General features: G+C 67.7%; 19 protein-coding genes. 7 read left to right on the top strand and 12 right to left on the bottom strand.

Annotated features, from left to right (window positions below; all coding sequences use genetic code 11):
- Positions 1-51 precede the first annotated feature (51 nt).
- The 8 genes from ACSQ3O_RS26375 to ACSQ3O_RS26410 all read right to left on the bottom strand — a co-directional run bounded on the left by ACSQ3O_RS26375 (position 52) and on the right by ACSQ3O_RS26410 (position 13280).
- On the bottom strand, positions 52-4365 hold the full coding sequence (locus ACSQ3O_RS26375) for a cellulose synthase subunit BcsC-related outer membrane protein (RefSeq protein ID WP_436140981.1): 4314 nt from the start codon (positions 4363-4365) through the stop codon (positions 52-54).
- An 87-nt stretch (positions 4366-4452) separates the two neighbouring features.
- Complete coding sequence (gene bcsB / locus ACSQ3O_RS26380; RefSeq protein WP_436140982.1) at positions 4453-6771, bottom strand: cellulose biosynthesis cyclic di-GMP-binding regulatory protein BcsB; 2319 nt, start codon at positions 6769-6771, stop codon at positions 4453-4455.
- Positions 6772-6836: 65 nt separating this feature from the next.
- Positions 6837-9023: a UDP-forming cellulose synthase catalytic subunit gene (bcsA, locus tag ACSQ3O_RS26385; RefSeq protein ID WP_137749405.1), complete on the bottom strand. Its 2187-nt coding sequence runs from the start codon at positions 9021-9023 to the stop codon at positions 6837-6839.
- On the bottom strand, positions 9020-9802 hold the full coding sequence (gene bcsQ / locus ACSQ3O_RS26390; protein WP_436140983.1) for a cellulose biosynthesis protein BcsQ: 783 nt from the start codon (positions 9800-9802) through the stop codon (positions 9020-9022). The genes bcsA and bcsQ overlap by 4 nt, the downstream gene beginning before the upstream one ends.
- Positions 9799-10359, bottom strand: coding sequence for a cellulose biosynthesis protein BcsP (gene bcsP, locus ACSQ3O_RS26395; RefSeq protein ID WP_436140984.1), 561 nt, complete (start codon positions 10357-10359; stop codon positions 9799-9801). The genes bcsQ and bcsP overlap by 4 nt, the downstream gene beginning before the upstream one ends.
- A gap of 45 nt (positions 10360-10404) precedes the next feature.
- Entirely contained in the window at positions 10405-10881 is a 477-nt protein-coding gene (gene bcsD, locus ACSQ3O_RS26400) for a cellulose biosynthesis protein BcsD (RefSeq protein WP_436140985.1), read from the bottom strand.
- A 339-nt stretch (positions 10882-11220) separates the two neighbouring features.
- Positions 11221-12342, bottom strand: coding sequence for a tRNA 2-thiouridine(34) synthase MnmA (mnmA, locus tag ACSQ3O_RS26405; RefSeq protein ID WP_436140986.1), 1122 nt, complete (start codon positions 12340-12342; stop codon positions 11221-11223).
- 17 nt (positions 12343-12359) lie between these two features.
- Positions 12360-13280 carry a LysR family transcriptional regulator gene (locus tag ACSQ3O_RS26410; protein WP_436140987.1) on the bottom strand — a complete coding sequence of 307 codons (921 nt, stop codon included), beginning with the start codon at positions 13278-13280 and terminating at the stop codon, positions 12360-12362.
- A 190-nt stretch (positions 13281-13470) separates the two neighbouring features.
- On the opposite strand from ACSQ3O_RS26410, the gene ACSQ3O_RS26415 reads away from it, so the two are divergent.
- The 7 genes from ACSQ3O_RS26415 (at position 13471) to ACSQ3O_RS26445 (ending at position 21617) form a co-directional block, all read left to right on the top strand.
- Positions 13471-14562, top strand: coding sequence for a 4-oxalomesaconate tautomerase (locus tag ACSQ3O_RS26415; RefSeq protein ID WP_137749410.1), 1092 nt, complete (start codon positions 13471-13473; stop codon positions 14560-14562).
- A gap of 87 nt (positions 14563-14649) precedes the next feature.
- Entirely contained in the window at positions 14650-15648 is a 999-nt protein-coding gene (locus ACSQ3O_RS26420) for a Bug family tripartite tricarboxylate transporter substrate binding protein (protein ID WP_137749411.1), read from the top strand.
- A gap of 80 nt (positions 15649-15728) precedes the next feature.
- Positions 15729-16793 (top strand): porin, encoded by a 1065-nt coding sequence (locus ACSQ3O_RS26425; RefSeq protein WP_436140988.1) that lies wholly within the window; start codon positions 15729-15731, stop codon positions 16791-16793.
- 57 nt (positions 16794-16850) lie between these two features.
- Positions 16851-17801, top strand: coding sequence for a LysR family transcriptional regulator (locus ACSQ3O_RS26430; RefSeq protein WP_298455649.1), 951 nt, complete (start codon positions 16851-16853; stop codon positions 17799-17801).
- A 137-nt stretch (positions 17802-17938) separates the two neighbouring features.
- The gene (tcuA, locus tag ACSQ3O_RS26435; protein ID WP_436141177.1) at positions 17939-19432 is read left to right on the top strand and encodes an FAD-dependent tricarballylate dehydrogenase TcuA; all 1494 of its coding nucleotides are present in this window, start codon (positions 17939-17941) and stop codon (positions 19430-19432) included.
- On the top strand, positions 19419-20600 hold the full coding sequence (gene tcuB / locus ACSQ3O_RS26440) for a tricarballylate utilization 4Fe-4S protein TcuB (RefSeq protein ID WP_436140989.1): 1182 nt from the start codon (positions 19419-19421) through the stop codon (positions 20598-20600). Before tcuA ends, tcuB begins: the two co-directional genes overlap by 14 nt.
- A 36-nt stretch (positions 20601-20636) precedes the next feature.
- A complete protein-coding gene (locus ACSQ3O_RS26445; protein WP_436140990.1) occupies positions 20637-21617 on the top strand; it encodes a Bug family tripartite tricarboxylate transporter substrate binding protein in 981 nt (326 codons plus the stop codon).
- Positions 21618-21650: 33 nt separating this feature from the next.
- On the opposite strand, the gene bufB is transcribed toward ACSQ3O_RS26445, so the two are convergent.
- The 4 genes from bufB to ACSQ3O_RS26465 all read right to left on the bottom strand — a co-directional run bounded on the left by bufB (position 21651) and on the right by ACSQ3O_RS26465 (position 25412).
- A complete protein-coding gene (gene bufB, locus ACSQ3O_RS26450; protein WP_436140991.1) occupies positions 21651-23312 on the bottom strand; it encodes an MNIO family bufferin maturase in 1662 nt (553 codons plus the stop codon).
- A 144-nt stretch (positions 23313-23456) separates the two neighbouring features.
- The gene (bufA2, locus tag ACSQ3O_RS26455; protein ID WP_171012387.1) at positions 23457-23750 is read right to left on the bottom strand and encodes a BufA2 family periplasmic bufferin-type metallophore; all 294 of its coding nucleotides are present in this window, start codon (positions 23748-23750) and stop codon (positions 23457-23459) included.
- A gap of 142 nt (positions 23751-23892) precedes the next feature.
- Positions 23893-24381, bottom strand: coding sequence for an NUDIX hydrolase (locus tag ACSQ3O_RS26460; protein WP_137749417.1), 489 nt, complete (start codon positions 24379-24381; stop codon positions 23893-23895).
- 107 nt (positions 24382-24488) lie between these two features.
- Positions 24489-25412 (bottom strand): DMT family transporter, encoded by a 924-nt coding sequence (locus ACSQ3O_RS26465; protein ID WP_436140992.1) that lies wholly within the window; start codon positions 25410-25412, stop codon positions 24489-24491.
- Positions 25413-25477: the final 65 nt, after the last annotated feature.

Raw genomic sequence — 25477 nt, forward strand, 5'->3', positions numbered from 1 at the left:
AACGGGCCTTTTCTTTGGATGTGGGCAGCCGGGCCGAAGCCCGGGCCAGGCTCAGTTGCCGTAGGGCGAGCGCAGCGGGTTGACCGGGAACACCTGCAGCCCGTTGTAGGGCTGGAAGGCGTAGCGCACATACAGGCCACCCGCAAACTCGCGGTAGTTGCGCGCGTTGTTGAGCGCCAGGTGCCCCCCCAGGAACACCTGCGGGTGCATCTGGTACTCCATGGCCGCGCCCAGGTTGTAGCCCAGGCCGGTGCGCGACTGGCCGGGGTACATGGCCGTGGCGCCGGTTTCGCCAAACGCCAGGGCATCGCTGGCCGCGAGCACGGCCGCGGCCTGGCGCGAGGGGCTGTTGGGGAAGTAGGGGGCCGCGTCTTCCTTGAAATACTGCACACCCACCGAGCCCTTGAGCTGGTAGGACAGGCGGCCATTGCGCTGGGCCCATTCCACAGGGAGCCCAAAGGACACGAACTGCTGGGGACTGAAATAGCCCCCATGTCCCGCCGTGAAGTAACGCAGGTTGCGCTGGTAGGACAGCCCGGTGAAGCTCATCCCAGCGGTCAGGTCGGCGTTGGATGTGCGGTGCACATGCCAGTACATGCCGCCGCCCAGCTCGGCACGCGCATTGCTGCGCACGCGCGTGCCAGTGAGGCCGTGCAGGGAGCCATAGCCGTACAGGCCCAGCTCGCCGTCATCCCAGGTCATGTCCACACGGCCACCCGTGGCCGACACGCCACCCCAGCGGTCGCCGGTGCGGGCGTCCTGCGCGCCGGCAAACGACAGCAGGCTGTCGTTCACAGGGCGGCGCGACAGGTCCACGGCCATGGTCAGCTGGTCATTGATGGGCATGCGGTAGCGCACACCACCCGTGACATCCGCCTGGCCAAAACCCAGCGGGGTGCTGCCGATGTCGGCCTTGAGCCCACCGGATTCGTAGCCCACGCTCACGCCGATGCCGCTGTCGCTTTGTGAACCCGGCGCGCGCAGCGGCATGTCGAGCGCCGTGACGGGGCCGCCGCCAAACCGGCTCAGGGTGCCGTAGGGCGTGCCGGGCGAGCCCGCGCTGGCCCCGGTGGGCGTGACGCCCAGGATCAGGTGGCCATCGCCCACGCTCATCTTGAGCTGCACGGGGGCTTCGATCTCGGACAGCTGGCTCATGCCCGCCTCGCCCTGGCGCGCACGTGCCGCGATGCCCACCGAGAACGTGGAGATCTGGCTTTGCTGCACCTCGCGCAGCTCATCGCGCACCGTGCGCGGGCGTGTCGGGTCGGGCACGGTGCCCAGGGTGCCTGCGGTGGCCCAAGCGGAGGGCTGTGGCGCCACGGCCGCTGCACGCTGCGCCGGAAGGGCGGAGGGCAAAGGCATGCCTCCATAGCCAACCGGGGCCTGCTGTGCAGGTGCGATGTACCCCATGGGCGCGGCCGGCGCCACGGGCGCGGCAAGCCCTGAGGCCGAAGCGGCGGGTGCAATACGCGCTGCCGGTGCAGTAGCGGCGCGGGAGGCCGTCCCGGCGCTGCGCTGGCCGTTGGCTGTGGGGGCCGGTGCAGTGGCCAGCGCCGGGCTGGCCACTTCCGGGTAGTAGCTGGCAGGGGTCATGGGCGGCGCCTGCAAGGGCAGGGGCAGCGCCTGGGCGAAGCGGTTGGCCCCGGCCGGGTCGGGGATGAAGAGCCCCGCCGGTGCATTGCTGCGGGCCGCAGGCTGCGGCGCGTACTGCATGGGCGTGTAGCCCACGGGGGAACGCGCTACCGCTCCGCCGGGCGACGCCGCCAGGGGCACCGACAGGCCGTTGTTCGGGCGCTGCTGGCCAGACGCACGCTGTGCAAAAGGGTTGCCTGCGCGCGCAGGCCCTGCAGCCACACCGCTGGCGGCCAGCACGGCATCGCGCTGGGCGTTTTCGGCAGCCACGGCAGCCGTGAAGAATTCGGTGGCCTTGGTGTTCTTGCCCTGCGCGCGGTAGAGGCGCCCGGCCGCCGTCAGCACCTCGGGATCGCGCGGCGCACGCGCCAGCGCCACGGACAGCAGCGACTCCGCATAGGCGTAGTCCTTGGCCCCTGTGGCCATGGCCGCTGTCTGCAGCAGCAGGGGCACGTCAGTGGGCGAGCGCTCCAGCAGGCGAGCGTACAGCGCCTGGGCGGGCGCGTAGTCGTTGTTGGCTGCATACATGCGGGCCAGGGCCGTCATCGCCTGGGGCTCGTCGGGCTGCTCGGCCAGCAGCGGAGCAATGGTGTCGTAGGCGGCCACCAGGTCGCCCGCCTCGCGCAGGCCGTCGGCCTGGCGCACGATGTAGGCGCGGCGGATATCAGCAAAACTGCGGCGCTCGCGTTCGCTCATGGGTGAGTTCTGCAGCTGGCGCAGGATGCCCGACAGCTCCACGTCCTGCTGGGTCTTGAGCAGCGTGGCCGCGTACTGCAGCCGCAGCCCCACATCGGGCCGAGGCGTGCGCGCCAGCACCTGGCGCACCATGCCCAGCGCGCGCTGCGGCTCGCCCGCATCGGCATAGGCCAGGGCCAGTGCGCCCAGCAGCTCGGTGTCCTGCGTGGCAAACGATTCGGCCTGGGCCAGGGTGGCCAGCGCTTCAGACTGCCGGCCCTCCGCCGCCAGCACCGATGCGGCAGCCGCCTGCACATGCACCCAGACCCGCTTTTGCAGCGCGGCGATGTCGCGCGTGCGGTGTTTTTCAGGAATGCGGTCGAGCAGAGCCAGGGCGCCCGACCAGTCGCTGGCTTCGGACGCCAGCAGCGCGCTGGCATAGAGCGCCTCGGGCATGTTGGGGTTGGAGAGCAGCAAACCGTCCATCACGCCCCGGGCCTCGGCCACGGCGCCCAGCCGCAGGTACAGGCGGGCAAGGTCCAGGCGCACCCAGGGGCTGGCGGGGTCGTTCAGCAGCGCGTCTTCCAGCGCCGCGCGCGCGGCCGCGAGGTCGCCGCGCTCCGTGGCGGCGCGGGCCTGGCCCAGGGCCTGCGCAGCGCGCAGGCGCCCCAGGGCACCCACCTTTTCCTGCTGTGAGGGCGAGAGCTTCTCGACCAGTGCCAGCGCCTCGGCAGCCTTGTTGTTCTGGGCCAGCACGCCCACCAGGCCACGCACGGCATCCGGGTTGTCCGCCTGGCGCGCCAGCACCCGGCGGTAGCCCGCCTCGGCCGCGTCATACTGCCCGGCCTCTACAAGCAGGTCGGCCAGGTCGGTCTCGGCCGTCACTTCGGCGGGATTGAGGCGCACGGCCTGCTCCAGCGTTCGGCGCGCGGCGGCGGTGTCGCCCCGCTCACGCTCGCTGGTGGCCTGTTCGACCAGGCTCCAGTAGGTGGCGCTCTCCAGCGCCTGCTTCCAGCGGGCGGCCGAGCCCGCGCGCGAGGCACGCTCCAGCAGGCCCCGGGCGTCGGCAAAACGCTCCTGGCGCAGCCGCAGGACCCCCAGGCCACCAAGGGCATCCCCATCGCTGGGACGCGTTTCGAGCACCTGCAGGAACGCAGCTTCTGCCGCGTCCAGCTCCCCATCCTCCAGCGCCTGGAACCCGGCGGTGGTGCGCAAGCGCAGCGGGTCTGTCGCCACCGGGCGGGCGGCGGCCTGGCTCTGTTTTTGCAGGTTCTGGGCCTGGGTCAGACGTGTCTGCACGGCGGTGTCGCCGGGGTTGGCACGCAGGAATTCCTGGTACAGCGGGATATCGGCCGAGCGGTTGCCGGTCCAGGCCAGTGCTTTGCGCCAGCTTTCCGTCGCGGCCTTGCCCACATCGGGGCGGCCCGCCAGGCGCGCCAGCTGCGCGATGCCATCGCGGCGCGTGGATTCGCGGTAGGTCAGGTGCTGGGCCAGGGCCAGTGCGATCTGCGGGTCTTCGGGCGACTCCTGCGCCAGGCGGCTGAGGCCCCGGCGGGCTTCATCCCAGCCACCCGCCGTGGCGCCCAGGGTCTGGTAGTACTCCAGGGCCAGCGGCCCGGTGGGTGGGCGCTCACCCAGCGCAGCCTGGTAGGTGCTCAGCGCCTGGCTGGCCTGGCCGCTGCGGGCCTGCTGGCGTGCGGTTTCGATCTGGGGCGCGCTGCGCCCCGTGCGGATGGATTCCTGCAAGCGGCTCACCAACGGGCTGCGCGGATGGGCCGCCTGCAGCTGCGTGAGGTAGCGCTGCGCGCCTTCGGGGCGCTGGGCGTTGAGTTCGGCCAACGCCATGCCATACAGGGCCTGGGCGTTCTGGGGGTTCAGGCGCAGCAGCTTCTGCCAGGCCTCTCCCGCGCGTTCAGTGTCACCGCGCTCCTGCCAGTACTGCCCCTGGTCCATCAGGGTCTGTTCGGCCCCGGTTTGCGCCCAGGCAGCAGCCGGTGCCATCAGCGAGGCCAGCAGCCCCATGGCGAGTGTGTGGTGGTGACGACGTTTGGAGGACATGCCTTCCTTCTCCTGCGAGTCTCCCGGCCACCGGGGCCGGGAGGGTGTTGCGTGATTCCGACTCAGCGGGGCGTGCCGGGCACGGCCTCAGCCCTTTTGCTTCAACCGGGCGCGTGCGCGGGCCCGCAGCGACAGGTACATGATGATGGCCACCAGCACCGCGGCCGACACCCCCAGCACAATCAGCAGCAGCGGATTGCGCGAGAGGTACCACTGCGCATACAGCAGCGGTCCCAGCTTGCCCACATGGTAGTTTTTCTCGGCCACCAGGCTGTCCACCTGTTTGCCCCGGATCACCGTGGTGCTGCCCTGCACCTTGGTGACCGCATCGGCATCGAGCAGCGCATCCATCACCTGGCCCAGGCCCGCAGGCTGGTTGCTGGCCACCAGCACCACGCTGCGGCCGTTGCGCAGGGGCGATTCAAACCCCGCAATGAACGCGTCCGTGCTGCTGCTGGAGAACGCCACCTGGCTGCGGTGTGCGCGGGTGCCCGATTCATCCTCGAAGCCCCACCAGCGCAGCACCCGCTGGGCCAGGTCAGCCAGCTGGAAACTCTTGGCCTCGCCCTGCAGCGCCGCCGGGATGGCGCTGGCCCATTGCTTGAGCAGGGGCTGATTGCCACCACCCGAGGAAATGACCAGCAGATCCTTGTCGCTCAGGCGCTCGACCTGCTGGGCCTGCGCCACCGTCACGCCCAGCGCCGGGAACCCCGTGACGCGGCCCATGATGCCCATGAGGCCCAGGTAGGTGCCCAGCTCCTGCACACCCGGCCTGTCGGGCATGACCACGGCCGACTCCGACAGGTCGGCCATGCGGGTGAACGGAAAACCGGCATTGCCGAACGCGGCCAGGTCCGGCATGGCAATGAAGTGCGGGAAGCCGGAGATGTCGATGGTCGAATCGGCCTCCACCGAGCCCCGCACGTTGTCCAGCGGAACGTCCTTGCAGGCGCCCTGTTTGACCACGTCGTAGTAGTAATGCATCTGCAGCTGCGACTGGGCGGGCAGCTTGAACAGCGGGATGTGGAGTTTCTCGCGCTCAGGCACCGTTTCACCTGCAGGCATCACCTTGGTGAACCACCGGTCCAGCGTACCTTGTTCTTCATGGTTCACGGCCCGCAGGGGCAGCGAGCGCAGGAACTGCTGGTTCACGTTGATGTTGAGCGTGGACTTGTCGGCGTTGGGGCGCGGGGTGTAGCGGTAGCGCAGGTCCACCGGGATGCCCTTCTCCCGCCAGCCGAACAGGTCGGGCGGCAGGAAGAAGTTCACACGGATCAGGTCGGGCGAATAGCCGGACACATTGAGCGCCTGGGCCTCAGCCAGTTCGCCAAACTTCACGGGCCGGTCGCTGGCCAGCCAATGGGGGGCGTCGTAGGGCTTGCGGGGCTTGAGTTCGGTGACCTCGGTGATGCGCGCAAGCGGGCCGGACAGGGCCGAGGAGCCAATCGCCAGCGCCTTGGCCGCCACGGCCAGCTCGGCATCGTCGCGCCCCATGACCAGCAGCAGCTTGCCGTTGCGATCGCCCGGATGGCTCACCACCGCCACCGTGGGGCCCGAGATTTCGGGCAGCACCAGGCCTGCGGGCGCCTGCGCCCTGCCGGCCACCATCACCACGGCGTTGCCGCGCGGGGGCAGCTCACCGATGAGGGACGGGAACTTCGCGCCACGGAAACCCGCCAGCGCACCAAACCAGGACGACATCGTGCCCGCCGCCTGCAGGGTGCCCGCATTAGGCGCTGCATTGAACACGATGGGGAGTTCGAGCGGGCGCACGTCCCGGCGGTCGAAGAAGGGCTGGGGCAGCAACGCCAGGTCGTTCGTCTGGGCCACGGGGGCCACGGTCAGCTCCAGCACGCTGTCGTTGCCGATGTTGGCCCACAGGCTGGAGTGCAGCGGGTCTTCGCACTCCATGGTGTAGTGGCCGATGAGCTGCAGGTTCAGCCGGTTGAACTCGGTGATGAGGCGCGGAGGAATGCTGATCTCGCGCTGCAGGTTCTCACCGGCTTGCTGCGTGGTCACGGGAATCGTCGCCGCCACCTGCTCGTTCACCAGCACCTTGATGTGCGACAGGTTGGTGAGCAGCGCGGGCGAATACGAATAGTTGAGCTTGAGCTTGGCGCCAACGACCACCTCATCGTTGCGCACGCTGAAGGCCACGCCACTGGTGCCATCCACCCCACGCAGCTGCAGCGGAAACAGTGCGCCCAGCTCTTTGAGGCTGGCCCGGTGCACACGCACGCCCGACTCGGCAGGTGGCACGGCTGCAGGGGCCGGTGCAGCCACGGGGGCAGGCGCGGCCGCCAGCTGCGAAACGGGCACAGCAGCGCCTGTCAGCACCAGGGCCAGCATGGCAGGCAGCATGCGCAGGCGTGGCAGCCGCGCTGTCGGATGTCGTGTGGAAATCATGGTGAGGAAGGCGTCTTTGGAAACAGGAAAGGCTGAGAGGGTGTTGTGCACGCGCTAGCGGGGGGCTAGCGGGGCTTGAGGGACTTGAAGGCCGTGGTGGTCAGCTGCCCCATGCCACGCAGCCCGATCACGATCACGCTCTTGAGCGAGCGCAGCGGCTTGTCGCGCTGGCCCGTGCCCCAGGTGGCGATCCAGGCATCGGCGCGCGCAAAGGTCAGCGAGGCGAGTTCGGCCTGCTGGTGCAGGCTGAGGTTGTCGAACTTCACACCCAGGCGCCCCTTGCCGCTGAACGTGACGATGGCCGGGAAGACACCCTCTTCGTCCGAGCGGAACAGCGACACCGAGAGGCTGCTGCCCATGGGGATGTCCACATCGGGCGGCACGGCCAGCCCCAGGCCGTGTTGCGAGAAATCTTCGGTCTTGCACACCAGGGTGCGGCCGTTCTCGAACCGGATCACTGCCGGCAGGCTGGCCGCCACGCGCGGCGTGCCCCGGATCTGGCGCGTCTCGCTGGCCACGGCCACGCTGGCCCCCAGCAAGATGATGTTGTAGACCGTCCAGACCATGTTGATGACCAGGGTCGTGGTCTCGTCACCGGCCGACGAGAACAGCTTCCAGACTCCAACTGCCATGCCCACCAGGTTGATCAGCAGCAGCACCACATAGGGGCGGGCGATGGTCCAGTCAAAGTAGGCTTTCTCGATCACCCCGCCCTTGGCCGTGACGTTGAACTTGCCGAGCTTGGGGTTGATGGCGGCCACCAGCACGGGCCGCATGATGTACCAGGCCAGCACCGATTCGTACACCTCGTTCCAGAACGAATGGCGGAACCGCCCTTGGATGCGGGAGTTGGTCACGCTGGCATGGGCCAGGTGTGGCAGGGCATAGGCCGTGATCATCAGCGCGGAGGCCTGGAACACATGGGCCCCAAAAAACAGGTAGGCCAGCGGCGCTGTCAGAAACACCAGGCGCGGTAGCCCGTAGAAGAAGTGCAGCATCGCGTTGAGGTAACACAGCCGCTGGCCAAAGTGCAGGCCCTTGCCGAACAACGGGTTGTCGGTGCGCGCGATCTGCGCCATGCCCCGCGCCCAGCGGATGCGCTGGCCCACATGGCCCGACAGGCTCTCGGTGGCCAGGCCCGCAGCCTGCGGCACTTCGAGGTAGGCGGTGTTGTAGCCCAGGCGGCTGAGCTTGAGCGCAGTGTGTGCGTCTTCGGTCACGGTCTCCACCGCAATGCCGCCCACCTCCAGCAGTTCCTTGCGGCGGATGATGGCGCAGGAGCCGCAGAAGAATGAGGCGTTCCACAGGTCGTTGCCGTCCTGCACGATGCCATAGAACAGCTCGCCCTCGTTGGGCATGCGGTGGAAGGTGTCCAGGTTGCGCTCGAAGGGGTCGGGCGAGAAGAAGACGTGCGGCGTCTGCAGCATCACCAGGTTGGTGTCCTTGAAGAACCAGCCCATGCACACCTGCAAAAAGGAACGCGTGGGAATGTGGTCACAGTCAAAGATCGCGATGTACTCGGAGTGCGTGACCTGGAGCGCCGCATTGATGTTGCCCGCCTTGGCGTGGTGGTTGTTGTCGCGGATGAGGTAGCCCACGCCCAGCTCTTCGCAGAACTCGCGGAACTCGGTGCGGCGACCGTCGTCGAGCACGTACACATGCAGGCGGTCGGCGGGCCAGTCCAGGCTCATGGCCGAGAACACTGTCTGGCGCACCACTTCGAGCGGCTCGTTGTAGCTGGGGATGAAAATGTCCACGCTGGGCCAGGTACTCACGTCGGCCGGCATGGGCACCGGGCGGCGCTGCAGTGGCCAGGCGGTCTGGAAGTAGCCGATGAGCAGCACCGCAAAGGCATAGAGCTCGGCCAGCACCAGCCCATAGCCAAAGGCTGCATCCATCCAGTGGGTGAAGCCGATGGTGTCGGTAAAGCGCCAGTAGATATAGCGAGACGAGGCAGAGATCGACAGCACGATCATGGCCAGCGTGGACAGGCGCCCCGGGGTCTTGCTCAGCAGCAGCGCCGCCCCGAACGAGCCCAGCGAAAACAGGATCTGCCCTTGCAGGTCCAGCGGCACGCTGATGACCAACCCCATCAACAGGGCACTGAACACCACCGCCACCACGCGGGCCGTGGGGTGTTGCCAGATCTCCCAGCCCGTGATGGCATGCACCACAGTGCGCCAACGCGCCTGCGGACTGTGGGAATTGGCGTCGGCGACTTCGTCGGCCTGGGGGCGCTGGTCCACGCTCATCGCGCGCCCCCTGGCAGTGGCAAGCCCAGGCGCTGCGCCAGCACCAGCGCACATTTGCGCAGATCATCGGCCGCCTGGCCATGGGTGTCGTACTCCAGCACGCTCTGGTCATAGGCCAGGGCCTCGCGCACCGCCTGGTCTTCGTGGATCACACCGATCAGCCCGTCGCCCAGGCTGTCCTGCATCACCCGGGTGATGTCCTTGGACAACTGGCGCGCGCCATCGGCCTGGTTCAGGACATGAAGGGTTTCGGCAAAGTCGGGGCGCGGTGTGCAGTAGGTGTGCACCAGACGCTGCATCAGGGCCAGTGCGGCATACGAGGCCGCGTCGGGCAGGTTGACCACCACCACCACCTGGGCCGCTGTGAGTGCCTGCTGCATATAGGCCGAAGGGCCGGGAGGCGTGTCGATGAGCACCAGTGCATCGGGTGGCAGCTCCAGGCTTTGCAACTGCTGCGCCAGCCAATCTGGGTGGGCCTCCAGGTGCCGCTCAAAGGCCACGCGATCGGCCTCGTTCACCACACCGTAGGGCAGCACATGCACCCCCGAGGGGCTTTGTTGGCAAACCGAACCCCAGCTGTCACCCGACAGGCTGGCGCGGGAAACTCCCGCGAGTGCGCCCGGGTCAGCACCGAAATGCAGACCCAGCGCATTTTGCGGGTCCAGGTCCACCACCAGGACCGTGGGCACCCCCAGGCGGTGCAGGGCCGTGGCCAGGTTCGCGGTCAAAGTGGTTTTGCCCACGCCGCCCTTGGCCGAAACAACGGAAATCACCTTCATGGCTGGCCCTTGCGGGGCTGCCAGGCGGCAGCGGGCCGGGGTTGTGGCTCTCCGGCCAGGCGTGCAAACACCGACGGAAGGTCTGCGGGCAGAGGGTCTTGTGGCGCAGCGGGCTCGTCACGCAGCGCTGGCGCTGCAGATCCGCGCAGACCGGCCAAACCGACCAGGGGGGAACGGGATGCGAGCGCGGAGGAAGGCGCGCGGGGCACTGCCGCCTGGGCTGGCGCCATCGCCGGGGCAGGGGTAGGCGCGGGTTCTGGCAGCGTGGTGGGCATTGGCAGCGGCGCCGGGCGTTCGCTGACGGGCTGCATCCAACCCGCAGGAGCGGGCGCGCTGGCGGCAGGCGCGGGCGGGTTGTGCGGAACGGGGGCCGTCAACCCGCCGGGGCGCCGGTCCACCGCGGGCACATCTGCCGCTACGGCGCCCCGAACGGCAGACACCAGCGGCCAGCGTTCGCTGGAGCGCTGGTGCTCCTGTTTGCGGGCCAGCTCCTGGTAAGGGTCGGCCTTGCCGCCAAACTGCTGGAAGAGGTTCACGATGTCGTCAGATTGCTTCACGGGTCACCGCCAATCGCATAACGTGGGAAACCGAGCCCGCAGGGCTCAGCGTGCCAGCTGGAAGTGGACGCAGCCCCAGGCATCCGCAGGAGCGGACTGGGCCACGCGGAGCTGGGCGGCGCCAGCCTGTTCGAACCAGCTCTGGTAGACCCCTTCCAGGAAGCCCCCGGACCATGCGGCATGGCCCGACCCGAAGGCCGCCGACAAGGGAGAAAGGTCGTGGTGAATGTCCAGCTGCGCCGCTGCCTGCTGCAGGCGGACGCCCCCCCAGCCGATACGGTCCCACACAGCCGCCATGCTGCTCTGCAGGTCATCCAGGGTGGCACACGCGGGCAGGGGGTGCTCGGCGGCAAACCGTGCTCCCACCCGAAACATCAGCGCGCGCAGATCCTCAGGGGGCAGCGCGGCTGCAAACTCTGCCGCCAGGGCCTGCAGGAACCCCCTCCATTGCACTGAACATTGCTGATCGATGAGACGTTGGGTGATGTCGGGGTTGGTAGGCAGGGAAGCAGTTGAAAACATGGCGTGCGCACGAGCAAGCATCGGGCCCGGTTCAGCGGCCCTCGCGGGGGTGGACTCAAGGGAGATACCCCATGCATCGTCTGATACATGTGGTTTCAAACAGTTTGTGCGGAATTCTAGGAGGCTTGCCCCGAAAAATAACCCTTCGGTCGCCAAACCAAAGGTCAACTTCGTTCAACGGCGCCATCCATGCCGATGGGTGTGGGTGCAGTACCACACAAAATAATTATCAACTATCGAATAGGAATTTCAATAGTTTTTACAACCACCTCTACATCCCTGTCACCAACCCAGGCGACCCCTCATCCGGCTAGCCCACCGCACCAGGAAGCAACAGGATCAGTCAGAGACGGCGGACTGGATCACCCCGCCCCCCAGGCACACGTCGCCGTCATACAGCACCGCACTCTGCCCCGGGGTGACTGCCCATTGGGCCTCCGGGAAAGCCAGTGCAAAGCCCTCGGGCACAGCCTCCAGACGGCAGGCCGCGTCTTGCTGGCGGTAGCGCGTCTTGGCGGCGTAGGCACCGGGCGCCGGGGCCTGGCCCGCGCACCAGCTAACGTCTTGCGCCACCAGGCGGTGTGACAGCAGCCAGGGGTGGTCATGCCCCTGCACCACCCGCAGTGTGTTTTTCTCCAGGTCCTTGCGGGCCACAAACCAGGGCTCGTGTGCGCCACCGCCCCGCTGAGCGCCTTTTTCCTTCACCCCGCCAATACCCAGCCCCTGGCGCTGGCCCAGGGTGTAGAACGACAGGCCCACATGCTGGCCCAGCTTGCGCCCCCGGTCGTCCAGGATGGGGCCGGGCGCGTGGCTGATGTAGCGGTTCAAAAACTCGCGGAACGGCCGCTCACCGATGAAGCAGATGCCCGTCGAGTCCTTCTTCTTGGCATTGGGCAGGCCAATTTCCTCGGCGATGCGACGCACCTCGGTCTTGTGCAACTCGCCCACCGGGAACAGGGTCTTGGCCAGCTGCGCCTGGTTGAGGCGGTGCAGAAAGTAGCTCTGGTCCTTGCTGGGGTCCAGCCCCTTGAGCAGTTCGTGCAGGCCCGTGACCGGGTTGTGGCGCACGCGTGCGTAGTGCCCCGTGGCAATCTTCTCGGCGCCCAGGCGCATGGCGTGGTCGAGGAAGGCTTTGAACTTGATCTCGGCATTGCACAGCACATCGGGGTTGGGCGTGCGGCCCGCCTGGTACTCGCGCAGGAACTCCGCAAACACGCGGTCCTTGTAGTCGGCCGCAAAGTTCACATGCTCGATCTCGATGCCGATCACATCGGCCACGGCGGCTGCGTCCACGAAGTCGATGTTGGACGAGCAGTATTCGCTGTCGTCATCGTCTTCCCAGTTTTTCATGAAGATGCCGACGACCTCATGGCCTTGCTTTTTGAGCAGGTGGGCGGTCACGGCCGAGTCCACGCCGCCGGAGAGGCCGACGACGACGCGCTGTTTGGTGGGTGCTGTCATTGCCCCGATTGTATTTTTCAGGCCACCGTCGCCTTGCGCGGGCGCACAGAACGCGTAGCAACCAAGAGGTCATACAGCTGCTGCGCGGCCGGCGAGAGGGTTTTGCCTCGCCGCTTGATGAGCCCCATCTGCCGCGTGACGATGGGCTCCACCAGCGGAATGCTGACCAGGGTGGGGTGGTCCTTGCCCGGCATGGCCAGGCTGGGCACGGCCGCCACGCCCAGGCCCGCCTCCACCAGGCCGAGCAGCGTGGTCACATGCTTGGCCTCGTACAGGCACTGCGGCCGGTCGGGCACGTTGGCCAGCGCCAGGTCCATGAGCAGGCGGTTGCCCGAGGTCTTGCCCACCGACATGAAGTCGTGCTGGCCCAGCTCGGCCCAGCTCACCTTCTTGCGCCGCGCCAGCACATGGTCGCGTCGGCAGGCCGCCACGAAGCGCTCAGCCAGCACAGGCTTGAATTCGATCTCGGCCTCCTGGCTGCCGATGAAGTTCAGGCCGAAGTCCGCGTCGCCCTGCGCCACGGCCACCAGCACCTCGTTGGCGCTGGCGTCGTGCACTTTCACGCGGATCTTCGGAAACCGCTCGTGGTAGCGCTTGACCACCTGCGGCAGAAAGTAGTACACGGCCGAGGGCACGCAGGCGATCGTCACCTCGCCCATGCGCCGCGCCGCCACATCGCCCAGGCCCATGAGCATGCCGTCCAGGTCGTCGAGCCACACACGGGTCTTGCGTGCAAAGTCGCGGCCCACGGCCGTGAGCGTGACGCGGCGCGTGGTGCGATCAAGCAGGCGCACGCCCAGGGCTTCTTCGAGCTTGTCGATGCGGCGGCTGAACGCGGGCTGCGACAGGTGAATGGCTTCGGCCGCCGCACGAAAGCTCTGCAGCTCGGCCACGGCCGCAAATGCCTGGATGTCGGCTAGGTCGAATTTGTTGTTCATCAGGGCGTTCTCCAAGCGCTATTCAGGGTGTTTTCAGCGTTGCATGCCGTGCATCAAACGATCAGAACATTGCAATTCACGGCCGTGATTGGAGCATGTACAAGCCGCCTGAGCCTATTGCACAGCATGCATCAATCATTGCCAACAATGCAATTCACAGATCAGCGATGGCGCCGCACCATGCCGACCCATGAGCACCAACATTCCTTGCGTTCTGATGCGTGGCGGCACCTCCCGGGGGCCATTCTTTCTTGCCGACTGGCTGCCACGCGACCCTGAAGCCCGCGACCGCACCCTGATTGCAGCCCTGGGCTCGCCGCACGAGCTGCAGATCGACGGCCTGGGCGGCGGCAACTCGCTGACCAGCAAGGTTGCCATCGTCTCGCGCTCCACGCAGCCTGACTGCGATGTGGACTACCTGTTTGCCCAGGTCAGCGTGCAGGAGGCCCGCGTGGACACCAGGCCCAACTGCGGCAACATGCTGGCCGGTGTGGGGCCCTTCGCCATCGAGCAGGGACTGGTGCCCGCTGACCACAAGGGCCAGACCACCACGGTGCGCGTCTACAACGTGAACACCCGCTCCCGCATCGACGTGCAGGTGTGCACGGCGGGTGGCCAGGTGCACTACGACGGCGACGTGCGCATTGACGGCGTGCAGGGCACGGCGGCCCCCGTGCTCATGAACTTCCTGGACGCCTGGGGCGCCGTCACCGGGCAGATCTTTCCCACCGGCCAGCGCATAGACACCATCCAGGGCCTGCAGGTCACCTGTATCGACGCAGCGCAGGTGATGGTGCTGGTGCGCGCCACTGACCTGGGCCTGCGCGGCGACGAGACACCCGCCGAACTGGATGCCAACACCGCCTTGCTCACCCGACTGGAGGCCCTGCGCCTCGAAGCCGGCCAACGCATGGGCATGGGCGATGTGACGCACAGCGTGCTGCCCAAGCCGGTGATCGTGTCCCCAGGCACATCGCCGGGCAGTGTGGTGTCGCGCTACTTCACCCCCCACCAATGCCACCGCTCGCATGCCGTGACAGGCGCCATTGGCGTGGCGGCGGCCTCGGTGCTGCCGGGCACGGTGGCCACCGACGAACGGCATGCACCCAGCGCCGGGCTGCGCCGCGTGGAGGTGCAACACCCGGCAGGCCGCATCCAGGTGGAGGTGGAGCTCAGCGAGGTGGATGGCCAGTTCAAGCTGGTGCAGGCAGCGCTGGTGCGCACCGCCCGAAAGATTCTGGAAGGCACGCTGTTCGTTCCTGAAAGCGCTGCGGCGCACTGAGTGCTCTTCCAGGCGCTGCTTGCGCAGCGCCCGTTCAAAGACTTCAACGATTTCGACGATTTCAACCATTACGACAGGAGACAAACCATGACCCGTTTCATTCACTCCACCACGCGCCGCACAGCGCTGGCCACGGCTGCGCTGGCGCTCGCCTCCAGCGCCTTCTGGGCCGCCGGCACCGCCCACGCCGCCTACCCAGACAAGCCCATCACGCTGGTCGTGCCCACGGCTGCGGGCGGCGGCAACGACGGCATGGCGCGCGTCGTGGCCATCAAGCTCTCCACCCTCCTGGGCCAGCAGGTCATTGTGGAAAACAAGGCCGGAGCCAATGGCGCCATTGCGGCCGAATACGTGGCGCGCTCCGCACCGGACGGGCACACCATCCTGTTCGGCTACATCGGCACCCATGGCATGAGCCCCGCGCTGCAGAAGCTGCGCTACGACCCCATCACGCAGTTCGAGCCCATCGGCATGGTGAGCTACTCGCCCACGCTGATGGTGGTCAACCCCAAGGTGCCTGCCAAGACGGTCAGCGACTTTGTCGCGCTCACCAAGGCCAAACCCAACGACTTCAACTACGCCTCGGCGGGCAACGGCACGGCCCCGCACTTCTCGGCCGAGATCTTCAAGCTGGAAAGCGGCGCCCAGATGGCCCATGTGCCCTACCGGGGCGCGGCGCCCGCGATGAACGACACCATGGCCGGGCAGACGCAGGTGATGTTTCCCAGCCTGTTCTCGGCCTACCCGCACGTCAAGAACGGCAAGCTGCGCGCGCTGGCCCTGGCCGGGCCCAAGCGCTCGTCGCTGCTGCCCGATGTACCCACGCTCGAAGAAGCAGGCGTCAAGGGTGTGGAGATCACCCAGTGGTATGCACTGTTCGCACCCGGTAAGACGCCGCGCCCCGTGATCGACCTGCTCAACAAGACCCTGAACACCGCGCTGGCCGACAAGGACGTGGTGCGCCGCATCGAGGAACAAGGCGCCGTGGTGGACACCAGCACGCCCGAGCAACTGGCCCTGACCGTCAAGCAGGAACTCGCCAAGTGGAAGGGCGTGGTGCTGAAAGCCCAGCTCACACCGGACTGACCGGTGCCTGAAAGGGAGGCCAAAAGGGCAACGTGGGCACCACGCTGCCCATCCGTACATATCAACAACAGGAGACATGCATGAAAACCATCGTGGCGGCAGCTTGCGCCGCATTCGCCGCCCATTGCGCCATGGCGCAGACCGCTGGCGTGACGCTGTACGGCGTGGTGGACCTGGGCGTGCGCAACGGCAGCGGCCTGTCCGCGTCCAACGCGCCAGCGGCCGGGTCCACCCAAAGCCTGGGCAGCGGCATCCACACCACCAGCCGCTGGGGCCTGCGGGGCAGCGAAGACCTGGGCGGTGGCGCCAAGGCGCTGTTCAACCTGGAGAGCGGGCTCAACGCCGACACCGGCGCACCCGCCAATGCCAGCAAATACTTCGACCGCGCATCCTGGGTGGGCCTGCAGGGCGGCTGGGGCACGCTGGCCCTGGGCCGCCAGACCACCACCCTGGCCGACGCCATCTCGCCAGTGGACCCGCTGGCCATGCGCTTTGCCAGCTTCAACCCCAACATCGGCGTGACGGCGCTGAGCCAGCACGGCCTGGGCATCGAATACGGCAGCGCGGGCGCCAACTCAGGCTCGTACCGGCTGGACAATTCACTGAAGTACACGGGCCGCTTCGGCGGCTTCACGGCGCGCGCGATGTGGGGCATTGGCGAAGTCGCATCGCAGGCCTCGGCCCTGTCGTCACGCGGCGTGGGCCTGGCCTGGGCTGCCGATGGCTTGGTGGTGTCGGGCGCGTACCAGAGCTTCAACGACGTGAACAAGCGCTCACTGGACGGTAGCACCCTGGGCGCCGCATACCAGTGGGGCACGGTGCGCCTGGCCGCCAATGCAGGCCGCAACAAGGCCGAGACGGCCGCAGGCCGCTTCACCGTGCAGCGCGTGTTGTCGGCCGGTGGTACCTGGGCGGCCACACCCTGGGTGGACCTGACAGCGGGCTACTACAAGGTGGACCGCTCGCGCACCGGCGCTGCCGATGACGGCTACGGCCGCCTGGTGGCGTTTGCCGAGTACAAGCTCTCGCGCCGCACCAAGGTGTATGCCGAGCTGGACAACACCCGCTGGCGCAACGGCTTCCAGGGCGCGGTCAACAAGGCGACCGCCACCGGCATCTCCGCCGGTGTGGTGCACACCTTCTGAGGCGCAACGCGGGGCGCGGGTGCACCGGCACTGGTGGGACTGTGCGACCATCGCCCCATGGAACTGCGCCAGCTTCGCTACTTCGTCCGCATCGTCGAACTCGGCTCCATGGGCCGCGCTGCGCTCGACCTGCAGATGGTGCAGTCGGCCCTGAGCCAGCAGATCAGTCGGCTCGAGGGTGAGCTGAGCACCCGGCTTCTGCAGCGCACCAGCAAAGGCACTGTGCCCACCGAAGCCGGGCTTGCGTTCTTCCGCGAGGCGCAACTCACCCTGCGCCACGCCGACCAGGCAGCGCGCGTGGCGCGACAAGCCCGGCTGTCGGGCACCGTGAGCGTGGGCCTGGCGCCTACCACCGCCTCGGTGCTGGGCGTGCCGCTGATGCGCGCCATGCGCGAGCGTTACCCCGATGTGCGGCTGCACATGGTCGAGAGCCTGTCGGGCCACCTCTCCAACATGCTCAACGCGCGCCAGCTGGACCTGGCCGTTTTGTTCGACACCCAGCCCGCGCGCCGCTGGAGCGTGCTGCCACTGCTGGAAGAGCGCCTGTTCCTCATCCGCAGCGCCCACGGCGGCGCCAGCACCTTGCCCGCCACACTGCCCCGGCGCCTGCGCCTGGCCCAGCTCAAGGCCGAACCCCTCATCCTGCCCACCGGGCCGCACGGCCTGCGCAGCCGCATCGACGCCGCCTTTGCCACCGCCAAGGTGGTGCCGCAGGTGGCGATGGAGATCGACTCGCTGGCGATGCTGATGGACGCGGTGAACGCGGGCCTGGGCAGCACCCTGCAGCCCTGGGCGGCCGTGGGACGCTACCCCGATGCCAGCGCCCGTTTTGACCTGGCGGAGTTGGCCGATGCGCCTGCCAGCCGCCCGGCGGCACTGTGCAGCCTGTCGGACGATGAACTCTCACCCGCCGCCCTGGCCACGCGCGTGGTGCTGGCAGATTGCGCACGCAGCCTGGTGCAGTCGGGCACGTGGGTGGGCGCCACACTCGCGCCGCCCCTGCCTTAGAACAGCCCCTCACAGGTCCAACACCGTGCCAAGCCATCACGATCCGTGATGGCCCCTTGCCCGTTCGGGCCTGCCCACACCGGGGCGAAATTCCTACAGTGGCGCCCAACCCCACGAACGGAAGCTCCCCGGTGCCTATCCCTCCCACTCCATCAGTCCCCGCGCCGCCCCCGGTTGATGTGCTGGTCATCGGCGGTGGCAACGCCGCCCTGTGCGCCGCCCTGATGGCGCGCGAAGCGGGCGCCAGCGTGCTGCTGCTCGAATCGGCCCCGCGCGCTTGGCGCGGCGGCAACTCGGCCCACACCCGCAATCTGCGCTGCATGCACGATGCGCCGCAAGATGTGCTGGTCGATACCTACCCCGAAGAAGAGTTCTGGCAGGACCTGCTCAAGGTGACGGGCGGGCTGACCAACGAACACCTGGCGCGCCTGGTGATCCGCGCATCGTCGAATTGCCGCCCGTGGATGCGCCGCCACGGCGTGCACTTTCAGCCCGCGCTGGCGGGCACGCTGCATGTGGCGCGCACCAATGCATTCTTCATGGGCGGCGGCAAGGCGCTGGTCAATGCCTACTACCGCAGCGCGGAGCAGCTGGGCGTGCAGATCCGCTACGAAGCGCCCGTGGAGCGCATCGAGATGGAAGGCCGCCGCTTCATCGCCGCGCACTTGGCGAACGGCGAGCGCATTGCCGCCAAGGCCTGCGTGCTGGCTGCGGGCGGCTTTGAATCGAACCGCGAGTGGCTGCGCGAAGCCTGGGGCCAGAACGAACGCGGCGAGTGGCCTGCGGACAACTTCCTGATCCGCGGCACGGCGTACAACAAGGGCGTGCTGCTCAAGCACCTGCTCGACGACCATGGCGCCGACCGCATTGGCGACCCCACGCAAGCGCACATGGTGGCCATCGACGCGCGCGCGCCGCTGTACGACGGCGGCATCTGCACACGCATCGACTGCGTGTCGCTGGGTGTGGTGGTCAACCGCCATGGCGAGCGCTTCTACGACGAGGGCGAGGACTTCTGGCCCAAGCGTTATGCCATCTGGGGCCGTCTGGTGGCGCAGCAGCCGGGGCAGATTGGTTACTCCATCATCGACAGCAAGGCCATTGGCCGCTTCATGCCGCCCGTGTTCCCAGGCGTGAAGGCCGACACCCTGCCCGAGCTGGCGCAGAAGCTCGGCCTGCCCGTGGACACGTTCATGCACACGCTCGATGCCTACAACGCCGCCTGCCGCGTAGGCCAGTTTGACCACACCACGCTGGACGACTGCCACACCGAAGGCGTGGCGCCCGCCAAGACGCACTGGGCCCGGCCCATCGACACCGGGCCGTTCTATGGCTACGCGCTCAAACCCGGCGTCACCTTCACCTACCTGGGGCTGCACACCGACGACACGGCTGCCGTGCGCTTTGACAACCAGCCCAGCCCCAACCTGTTTGTGGCGGGCGAAATGATGGCGGGCAACGTGCTAGGCAAGGGCTACACGGCCGGTGTGGGCATGAGCATCGGCACCGCGTTTGGCCGCATTGCGGGCACACAGGCGGCACGTGCCGCCTTGGCATCAAAACAGGGCTTACCGCCTGATGGCATTGCCTCAATAGCTATTAAATCAGGAGCAAACCATGCAAACGCTTGAGGCCCTGGCACGCGACGCCCGCGCGCTGGCGAACGGTGATGTCGTGCTTTCGCCCCCCGAAACCGAGGTGGCGCGCCAGCTGCAGATCTGCAACGCCTGCCGCTACTGCGAAGGCTTTTGCGCCGTGTTCCCCGCCATGACGCGGCGGCTGGAGTTTGGCAAGGCCGACATCCACTTCATCGCCAACCTGTGCCACAACTGCGGCGCCTGCCTGCACGCCTGCCAGTACGCGCCACCGCACGAGTTTGCGGTGAACATTCCACAGGCCATGGCCCAGGTGCGCGGCCAGACCTATGCCGACTACGCCTGGCCGCCCGCGCTGGGGCAGCTCTACCAGCGCAACGGTTTGACCCTGGCCCTGGCGCTGGTGGCGGGGCTCACGCTGTTCCTGCTGCTGGCCGTGGTGCTGCATGGCCAGGGCATCGCCGCGCTGTGGCAGGCCCCGGTGGGCGGCTTCTACGGCATCTTCCCGCACAACCTGCTGGTGGGCCTGTTCGCACCCGTGTTCTTGTTTGCCGTGCTGGCGCTGGGCCTGGGCGTGCGCCGCTTCTGGCGCGATGTGACGCCCGCGACCAGCGGCGCGGCGCTGAGCGCCCCCGCCACGGCCGAGGCCACCGATGCCGTGCTGCGCCTCAAGTACCTGGACGGCGGCCACGGCGATGGCTGCCACAACGAGGACGATGCCTACACCCTCTCGCGCAGGCGGTTTCACCACCTCACGTTCTACGGCTTCATGCTCTGTTTTGCGGCCACCAGCGTGGCCACGCTGTACCACTACCTGCTGGCACTGCCCGCGCCCTACGACCTGCCCAGCCTGCCCAAGCTGCTGGGCGGTGTGGGCGGCATCAGCCTGGCGATGGGCACCGCAGGCCTGTGGCGGCTGAACCTGCGCCGCCACCCACAACACGGCGATGCCGCGCAAAAGCCCATGGACCGCGCCTTCATCGCCCTGCTGTTCCTCACCGCCACCAGCGGCCTGGCACTGTGGGCTGCACGCGGCACCGCTGGCCTGCCACTGCTGCTGTGCCTGCACCTGGGCGCGGTGATGGCGCTGTTCGCCACCATGCCCTACGGCAAGTTTGCGCACGGCATTTTCCGCACCGCTTCGCTGCTGCGCCATGCGGTGGAAAAGCGCCAGCCCAACCCTATCGGCCTCGGTTCCGACTGATCGCTGCACCCCACCATCCACGATGAAGGAGACCCCATGAAAAAACGCACCCTCTTGATGAGCGCACTGGCACTCGCCACCGCTGCCGCGACGCTGTCTGGCGCAGCCCACGCGCAGGATTTCCCGCCCAAGAAGCCCGTCACGCTGGTCGTGGGCTTTGCCGCAGGCGGAGCGGCCGATGCGGCGGCGCGGCTCATCGCCAAGAAGCTGGGCGAAAACATCGGCCAGTCGGTGGTGGTGGACAACAAGGGCGGCGCGGGCGGCAACATCGCGCACCAGTTTGTGGCCAATGCAGCCGCCGATGGCTCGATGCTGCTGCTCGGATCGGTGGGGCCGCTGACCATTGCGCCACACCTGATGAAGCTGACCTACGACCCCTTCAAGGACCTGGCCGCCGTGTCGGGCGGGGTGAACTTTCCGAACGTGCTGGTGGTGCACAAGGGCGCGGGCGTGAAGACGCTGGCCGAGTTTGTGCAGCTGTCCAAGAAGAAACCCGGCAGCGTGGACTTTGCCTCCACCGGCGCGGGCTCGGCATCGCACCTGGCGGGCGAACTGTTCAACCAGCGTGCGGGCATCGACATGACCCACGTGCCCTACAAGGGCGGCGCCCCGGCCTTGCAGGACTTGCTGGGCGAGCGCGTGACCTCGTACTTTGCCGCACCGCCCACCGCGCTGCCGCACATCGAGGCCGGCAAGCTCATCCCCCTGGCTACCACCGGCCTCACGCGGCCCTCGTACATGCCCAACATCCCCACCGTGGCGGAGGCGGGCTACCCGGGGTTTGAAGCGCTCAACTGGTACGCCTTCGTGGCCCCCGGCAAGACGCCGGTGCCGCTGCTGGAGCGCTGGAACCAGGAGATCGTGAAGGTGCTGAACGACGCAGGCGTGAAGGAGGCACTGAACAAACACGGCCTCACGCCCCAACCCACCACCCGTGCGGAACTCACGGCCTTCATGAAGAAGGAATCGACGCAGTGGGCCACCATCATCAAGGAGCGCAAGCTCACCGCAGAGTGACCCGCCGCGACGGGCCCGGCGCAGGGCCGGGGCCTAGCTGTGCGGCCCCAAGGGGCAGGCCCCACCATCCCGGCGCACCAAGCCATTGTTCAGCAACTGCGCGAGCCAGGGCCCCAGAACGCTGGCATCACCGCTCCACTGGCCCGCTTCGAGCAATGCGGCACAGGCATCTTGCACCGATGCTCCCGCATGCAGGTAGCCGAGCCAGGCCGCCTGCGCGCCCTCCACCGTCTGGAAGTGCGGCTGGTGGCCCTTACGCCAGACCAGCAGCGTAGCGGGCGCGGGCAAGGCGGTGGACTCGGGCACGTCATCGTCTGCATGAATGGCATTCCACAGGCTCACCACGTTGGTCGTCACGGTGCGCAGCAAGGCGCTGGGGTGCAGCACATCGGCCCGGGTGGTCCAGTCGCCGTAGGTGGGGGCGCTGTCCAGGTCCAGCACCGCCATATCCGCTGTGTCAAACCGGGTGCGCAGGTCCCAATCGAGCTGGGCCAGCTCGTGCAGCTCGGGGTTGTCTGGATAGGCGGTGCGCAGCGCATGCACCAGACCGTCACCGTACCGGTTCAGGCTGCGCGTGCAGGGCGGGTGGGCCACGGCGTAGTCGCGCGCATGTGTTTCGAAGGTGTCGGAGCCCATGTAGAGAGCCGTCTTGGCATAGGTGTCGGCCAGCACCTCGGCCAGCCGCGCGCGGTAGGCGTGGTGGTAGATGCGCAGGCGGCCGGTGATGGGATCTTCGGTGGTGCTGGGCGGTAGCGCTTCTGCCAGCACGCAGTCGGCAAAGTGGCGCTGCACTGCGGCCAGTGGCAACGGGTCCGCCGCTGGGGCCCAGGCCATGGCCACAGCGGTGGCGGATTCAGGCGAGGCCACATGCTCAGCCGCTATGCGCCGCGCCGTCGCCATTTCATCGAGCAGCTCGGCCAGCGGCGGGATGTGGTCGTCGCGCTCGATCATCGCGGCCACGGCGCCAAAGCGCTGGCAGGCCTGGGCGTACAGATTCCACACAGGCTGCGCCACCGGGTGGTCGTGCGTGTCGATGATGTGGTCGCCGTTGTTGCTGTGCCCGGCCAGGTGGATCTGCTGCACCCGGTGCGCAGGCAGGGCATGCAGGTAGGTCAGCGGGTCAAAGCCATGGTTCACGCTGCTCACGTAGATGTTGTTCACATCCACCAGCAGCAGGCAGTCGGCCTCTTGCGCAATATGGGTCAGAAACTGCCACTCGCTCGCACTGTCGTGCCGGTAGCGGATGTAGCTCGATACGTTCTCCAGCACCAGCCTGCGGCCCAGCACGTCCTGCGCACGGCGGATTTGCGCAATCACATGCCGCGCAGACTCGTCGGTGTAGGGCAGCGGGTAGAGGTCGTGCAGCTGCTCGGGGCCGGGGCCTGTCCAGCACAGATGGTCGGACACCCACAGCGGCTCGATGCGGTCGGCCAGTGCCTTCACGCGCAGCAGATACGACAGATCCACGCCCTGCGCTGCGCCAATCGACATGGCCACGCCATGCATGGCCACAGGGTAATCGCGCCGGATGGCATCGAGCACCGCCAGCGGCTTGCCGCCGTCGATGAGGTAGTTGTCGGTGATGATTTCCAGCCAGTCCAGCGGCTGCTGGCGCGCGAGGAAATCGGCGTAGTGCTGCGTGCGCAGCCCCAGGCCAAAGCCAGTGCCGCGCGTGGCGATGGGTTCGTATGCCATGACTCAATCAAAGGGGGCGCATCGGCCGAGTGCGATGCAACTGGCGCGCCCCAAGGCGAGCACCGCCGCGCAAGGGCCGCCCCGCCGCGCTGGCGGTGTCCCCCTGGGGGGATGGCGCGCAGCGCCTCAGGGGGGCTTCTTGCCTTATCCCTTGATATCGCCGATGGTGCCCTTTTCCATGAGGCACTGCGCGGCCGTCTTGGCCTTGAAGCCGTGGCCCTTGCAGGCGTTCTGGCCCTTGCAGCTGTGCTCGGCGGTGGAGCAGTCGCTGTTGCCCTTGCAGTCGTGCACGTTGTAGCAGTGCACCTTGTCGTTGGCGGCAACGGCCGCGCCCTTGGAGCCCTTGGGCGCATCGGCCGCAAAGCTGGTGGACGCCAATGCCAGCAGGGCGGCAGACAGGGCGAAAGAGGCGGTGGACTTGGCGTGGGTGGACAGCATGGTGGATGACTCCGTAAACGTTGAGGAACAAATCAAGCGGGTAGATCACGCAACACAGTGCCGCGCTCTCTGCCTGGTAATTCGCTCCCCGCGCTTTGCGGGTTACATGCAGTCCAGAAAAATTTTGCGTTGGAACCCAGCGCTACTGCGCTGCGGGTTCCGTCACCGAAATATCGGTGTGCACCAGGGTCAGCGGAAAGCGCTGGCCCGCCAGATAGTCCTCCAGGCAGCGCAACAGCAGGGGGCTGCGATGGCGCTCGGGGCAGGCTCGAATTTCGTCGGCCGTGAGCCACAGCGTGCGCACGATGCCGGTATCGAGCGTGCGCCAGTCGTGGTGCGTGCCCAGCGTGCCCGCAAACGCAAAACGCATGTAGGTGAGGTCATCGCCCGTGCGGGTTTTGGTGAAGCGGTTGAGGTACACACCAATCAGCGCCGTGGGCTCGAAGTCGTGGGCCGTCTCTTCCAGCACCTCGCGCGCGCAAGCCTGGATGGGCGACTCGCCCGGGTCCAGATGGCCTGCAGGGTTGTTGAGCTTGAGGCCGTCCGTGGTTTCTTCCTCGACCAGCAGAAAGCGGCCGTCGCGCTCGATGAGCGCGGCCACGGTGACGTTGGGTTTCCAGCGGTGGGGCATGGCGCGCATTATGACCATGCCGTGTGACGGCGGGGCAGCGCTCACGCCTTCTGGGGCCACTCCACCCCGCCCGCCGTCGCCCGCGCCATCGGGTGGCAGGCCGCGCATCAGCGGGCGCCGCTCAGCGCCACGGGTGCCGCTGGCACGGGCCGCAACACCAGCCACAGCGCCGCACCAATCAGGCCGCCGCCCGCCACATGGGCCAGGGTCGCGGGCTCGCCCAACAGCAGCCAGCCCCAGGCCACGCCAAACAGCGGGATCAGGAAGGTGACGGTGAGCGCCTTGAGCGGCCCCACATCGGCAATCAGCCGGAAATACAGCACATAGGCCAGGGCCGTGCACAACAATCCCAGCGCCAGCAGGGCACCCCACACCGGCGCCGGGGCCGCCAGCCAGGCCGTTGCGGCGGCGGGCTGGCGCAGCAGCTCCCAGGCCATCACCGGCACCAGGACCAGCACAGCCCCCATCTGGCTGCCCAGGGCCACGATGCGGCTGTCGAGCCCCCCGCGCTCGGTGATCCAGCGCTTGGTGAGAAACCCCGCCAGCCCATAACAGGCGGTGGCCACCAGGCAGGCCCCCATGCCGCCCAGCACCTCGGGCGTGAGTGCCACCGGCCCGGCCTGGGCCAGCACCGCCACGCCCGCCATGCCCAGCACCATCCCACCCACACGCGCCGCCGTGATGCGCTCACCAAACGCCAGCGCCCCGATGAGCACGCCCATCAGCGGTGTGGTGGCGTTGAGGATGGCGCTGTAGCCCGCTGGAAGGCTGCGTGCAGCCATCGCAAACATCAGGAAAGGGATGCCCGAGTTCACCACCCCCAGCACCAACGTGGCGCCCAGCTTGCCCCCAAACCGCGGGCGCAAGCGCAGCACCAGCAGCAGCAACGCCAGCCCCGTGGCACCAAGCAGCACCCGGGCAAAGGTGGTGGGCAGGGCGCCCAGCACGGGCGCGGCAACGCGCATCAGCAAGAAGCTGCCGCCCCAGAGGGCTGCCAGCAGAAGGAGTCGCAGGAAACTGGGCAATGGCATATCGGCACCTGGAAAGTCAGTCAACAGGAACAAGAGAACATGCGGTGTATTGTTGAAACTGCGTT

It is taken from the genome of Acidovorax sp. LjRoot74 (assembly GCF_964254355.1).
Lineage (GTDB): Bacteria > Pseudomonadota > Gammaproteobacteria > Burkholderiales > Burkholderiaceae_C > Acidovorax.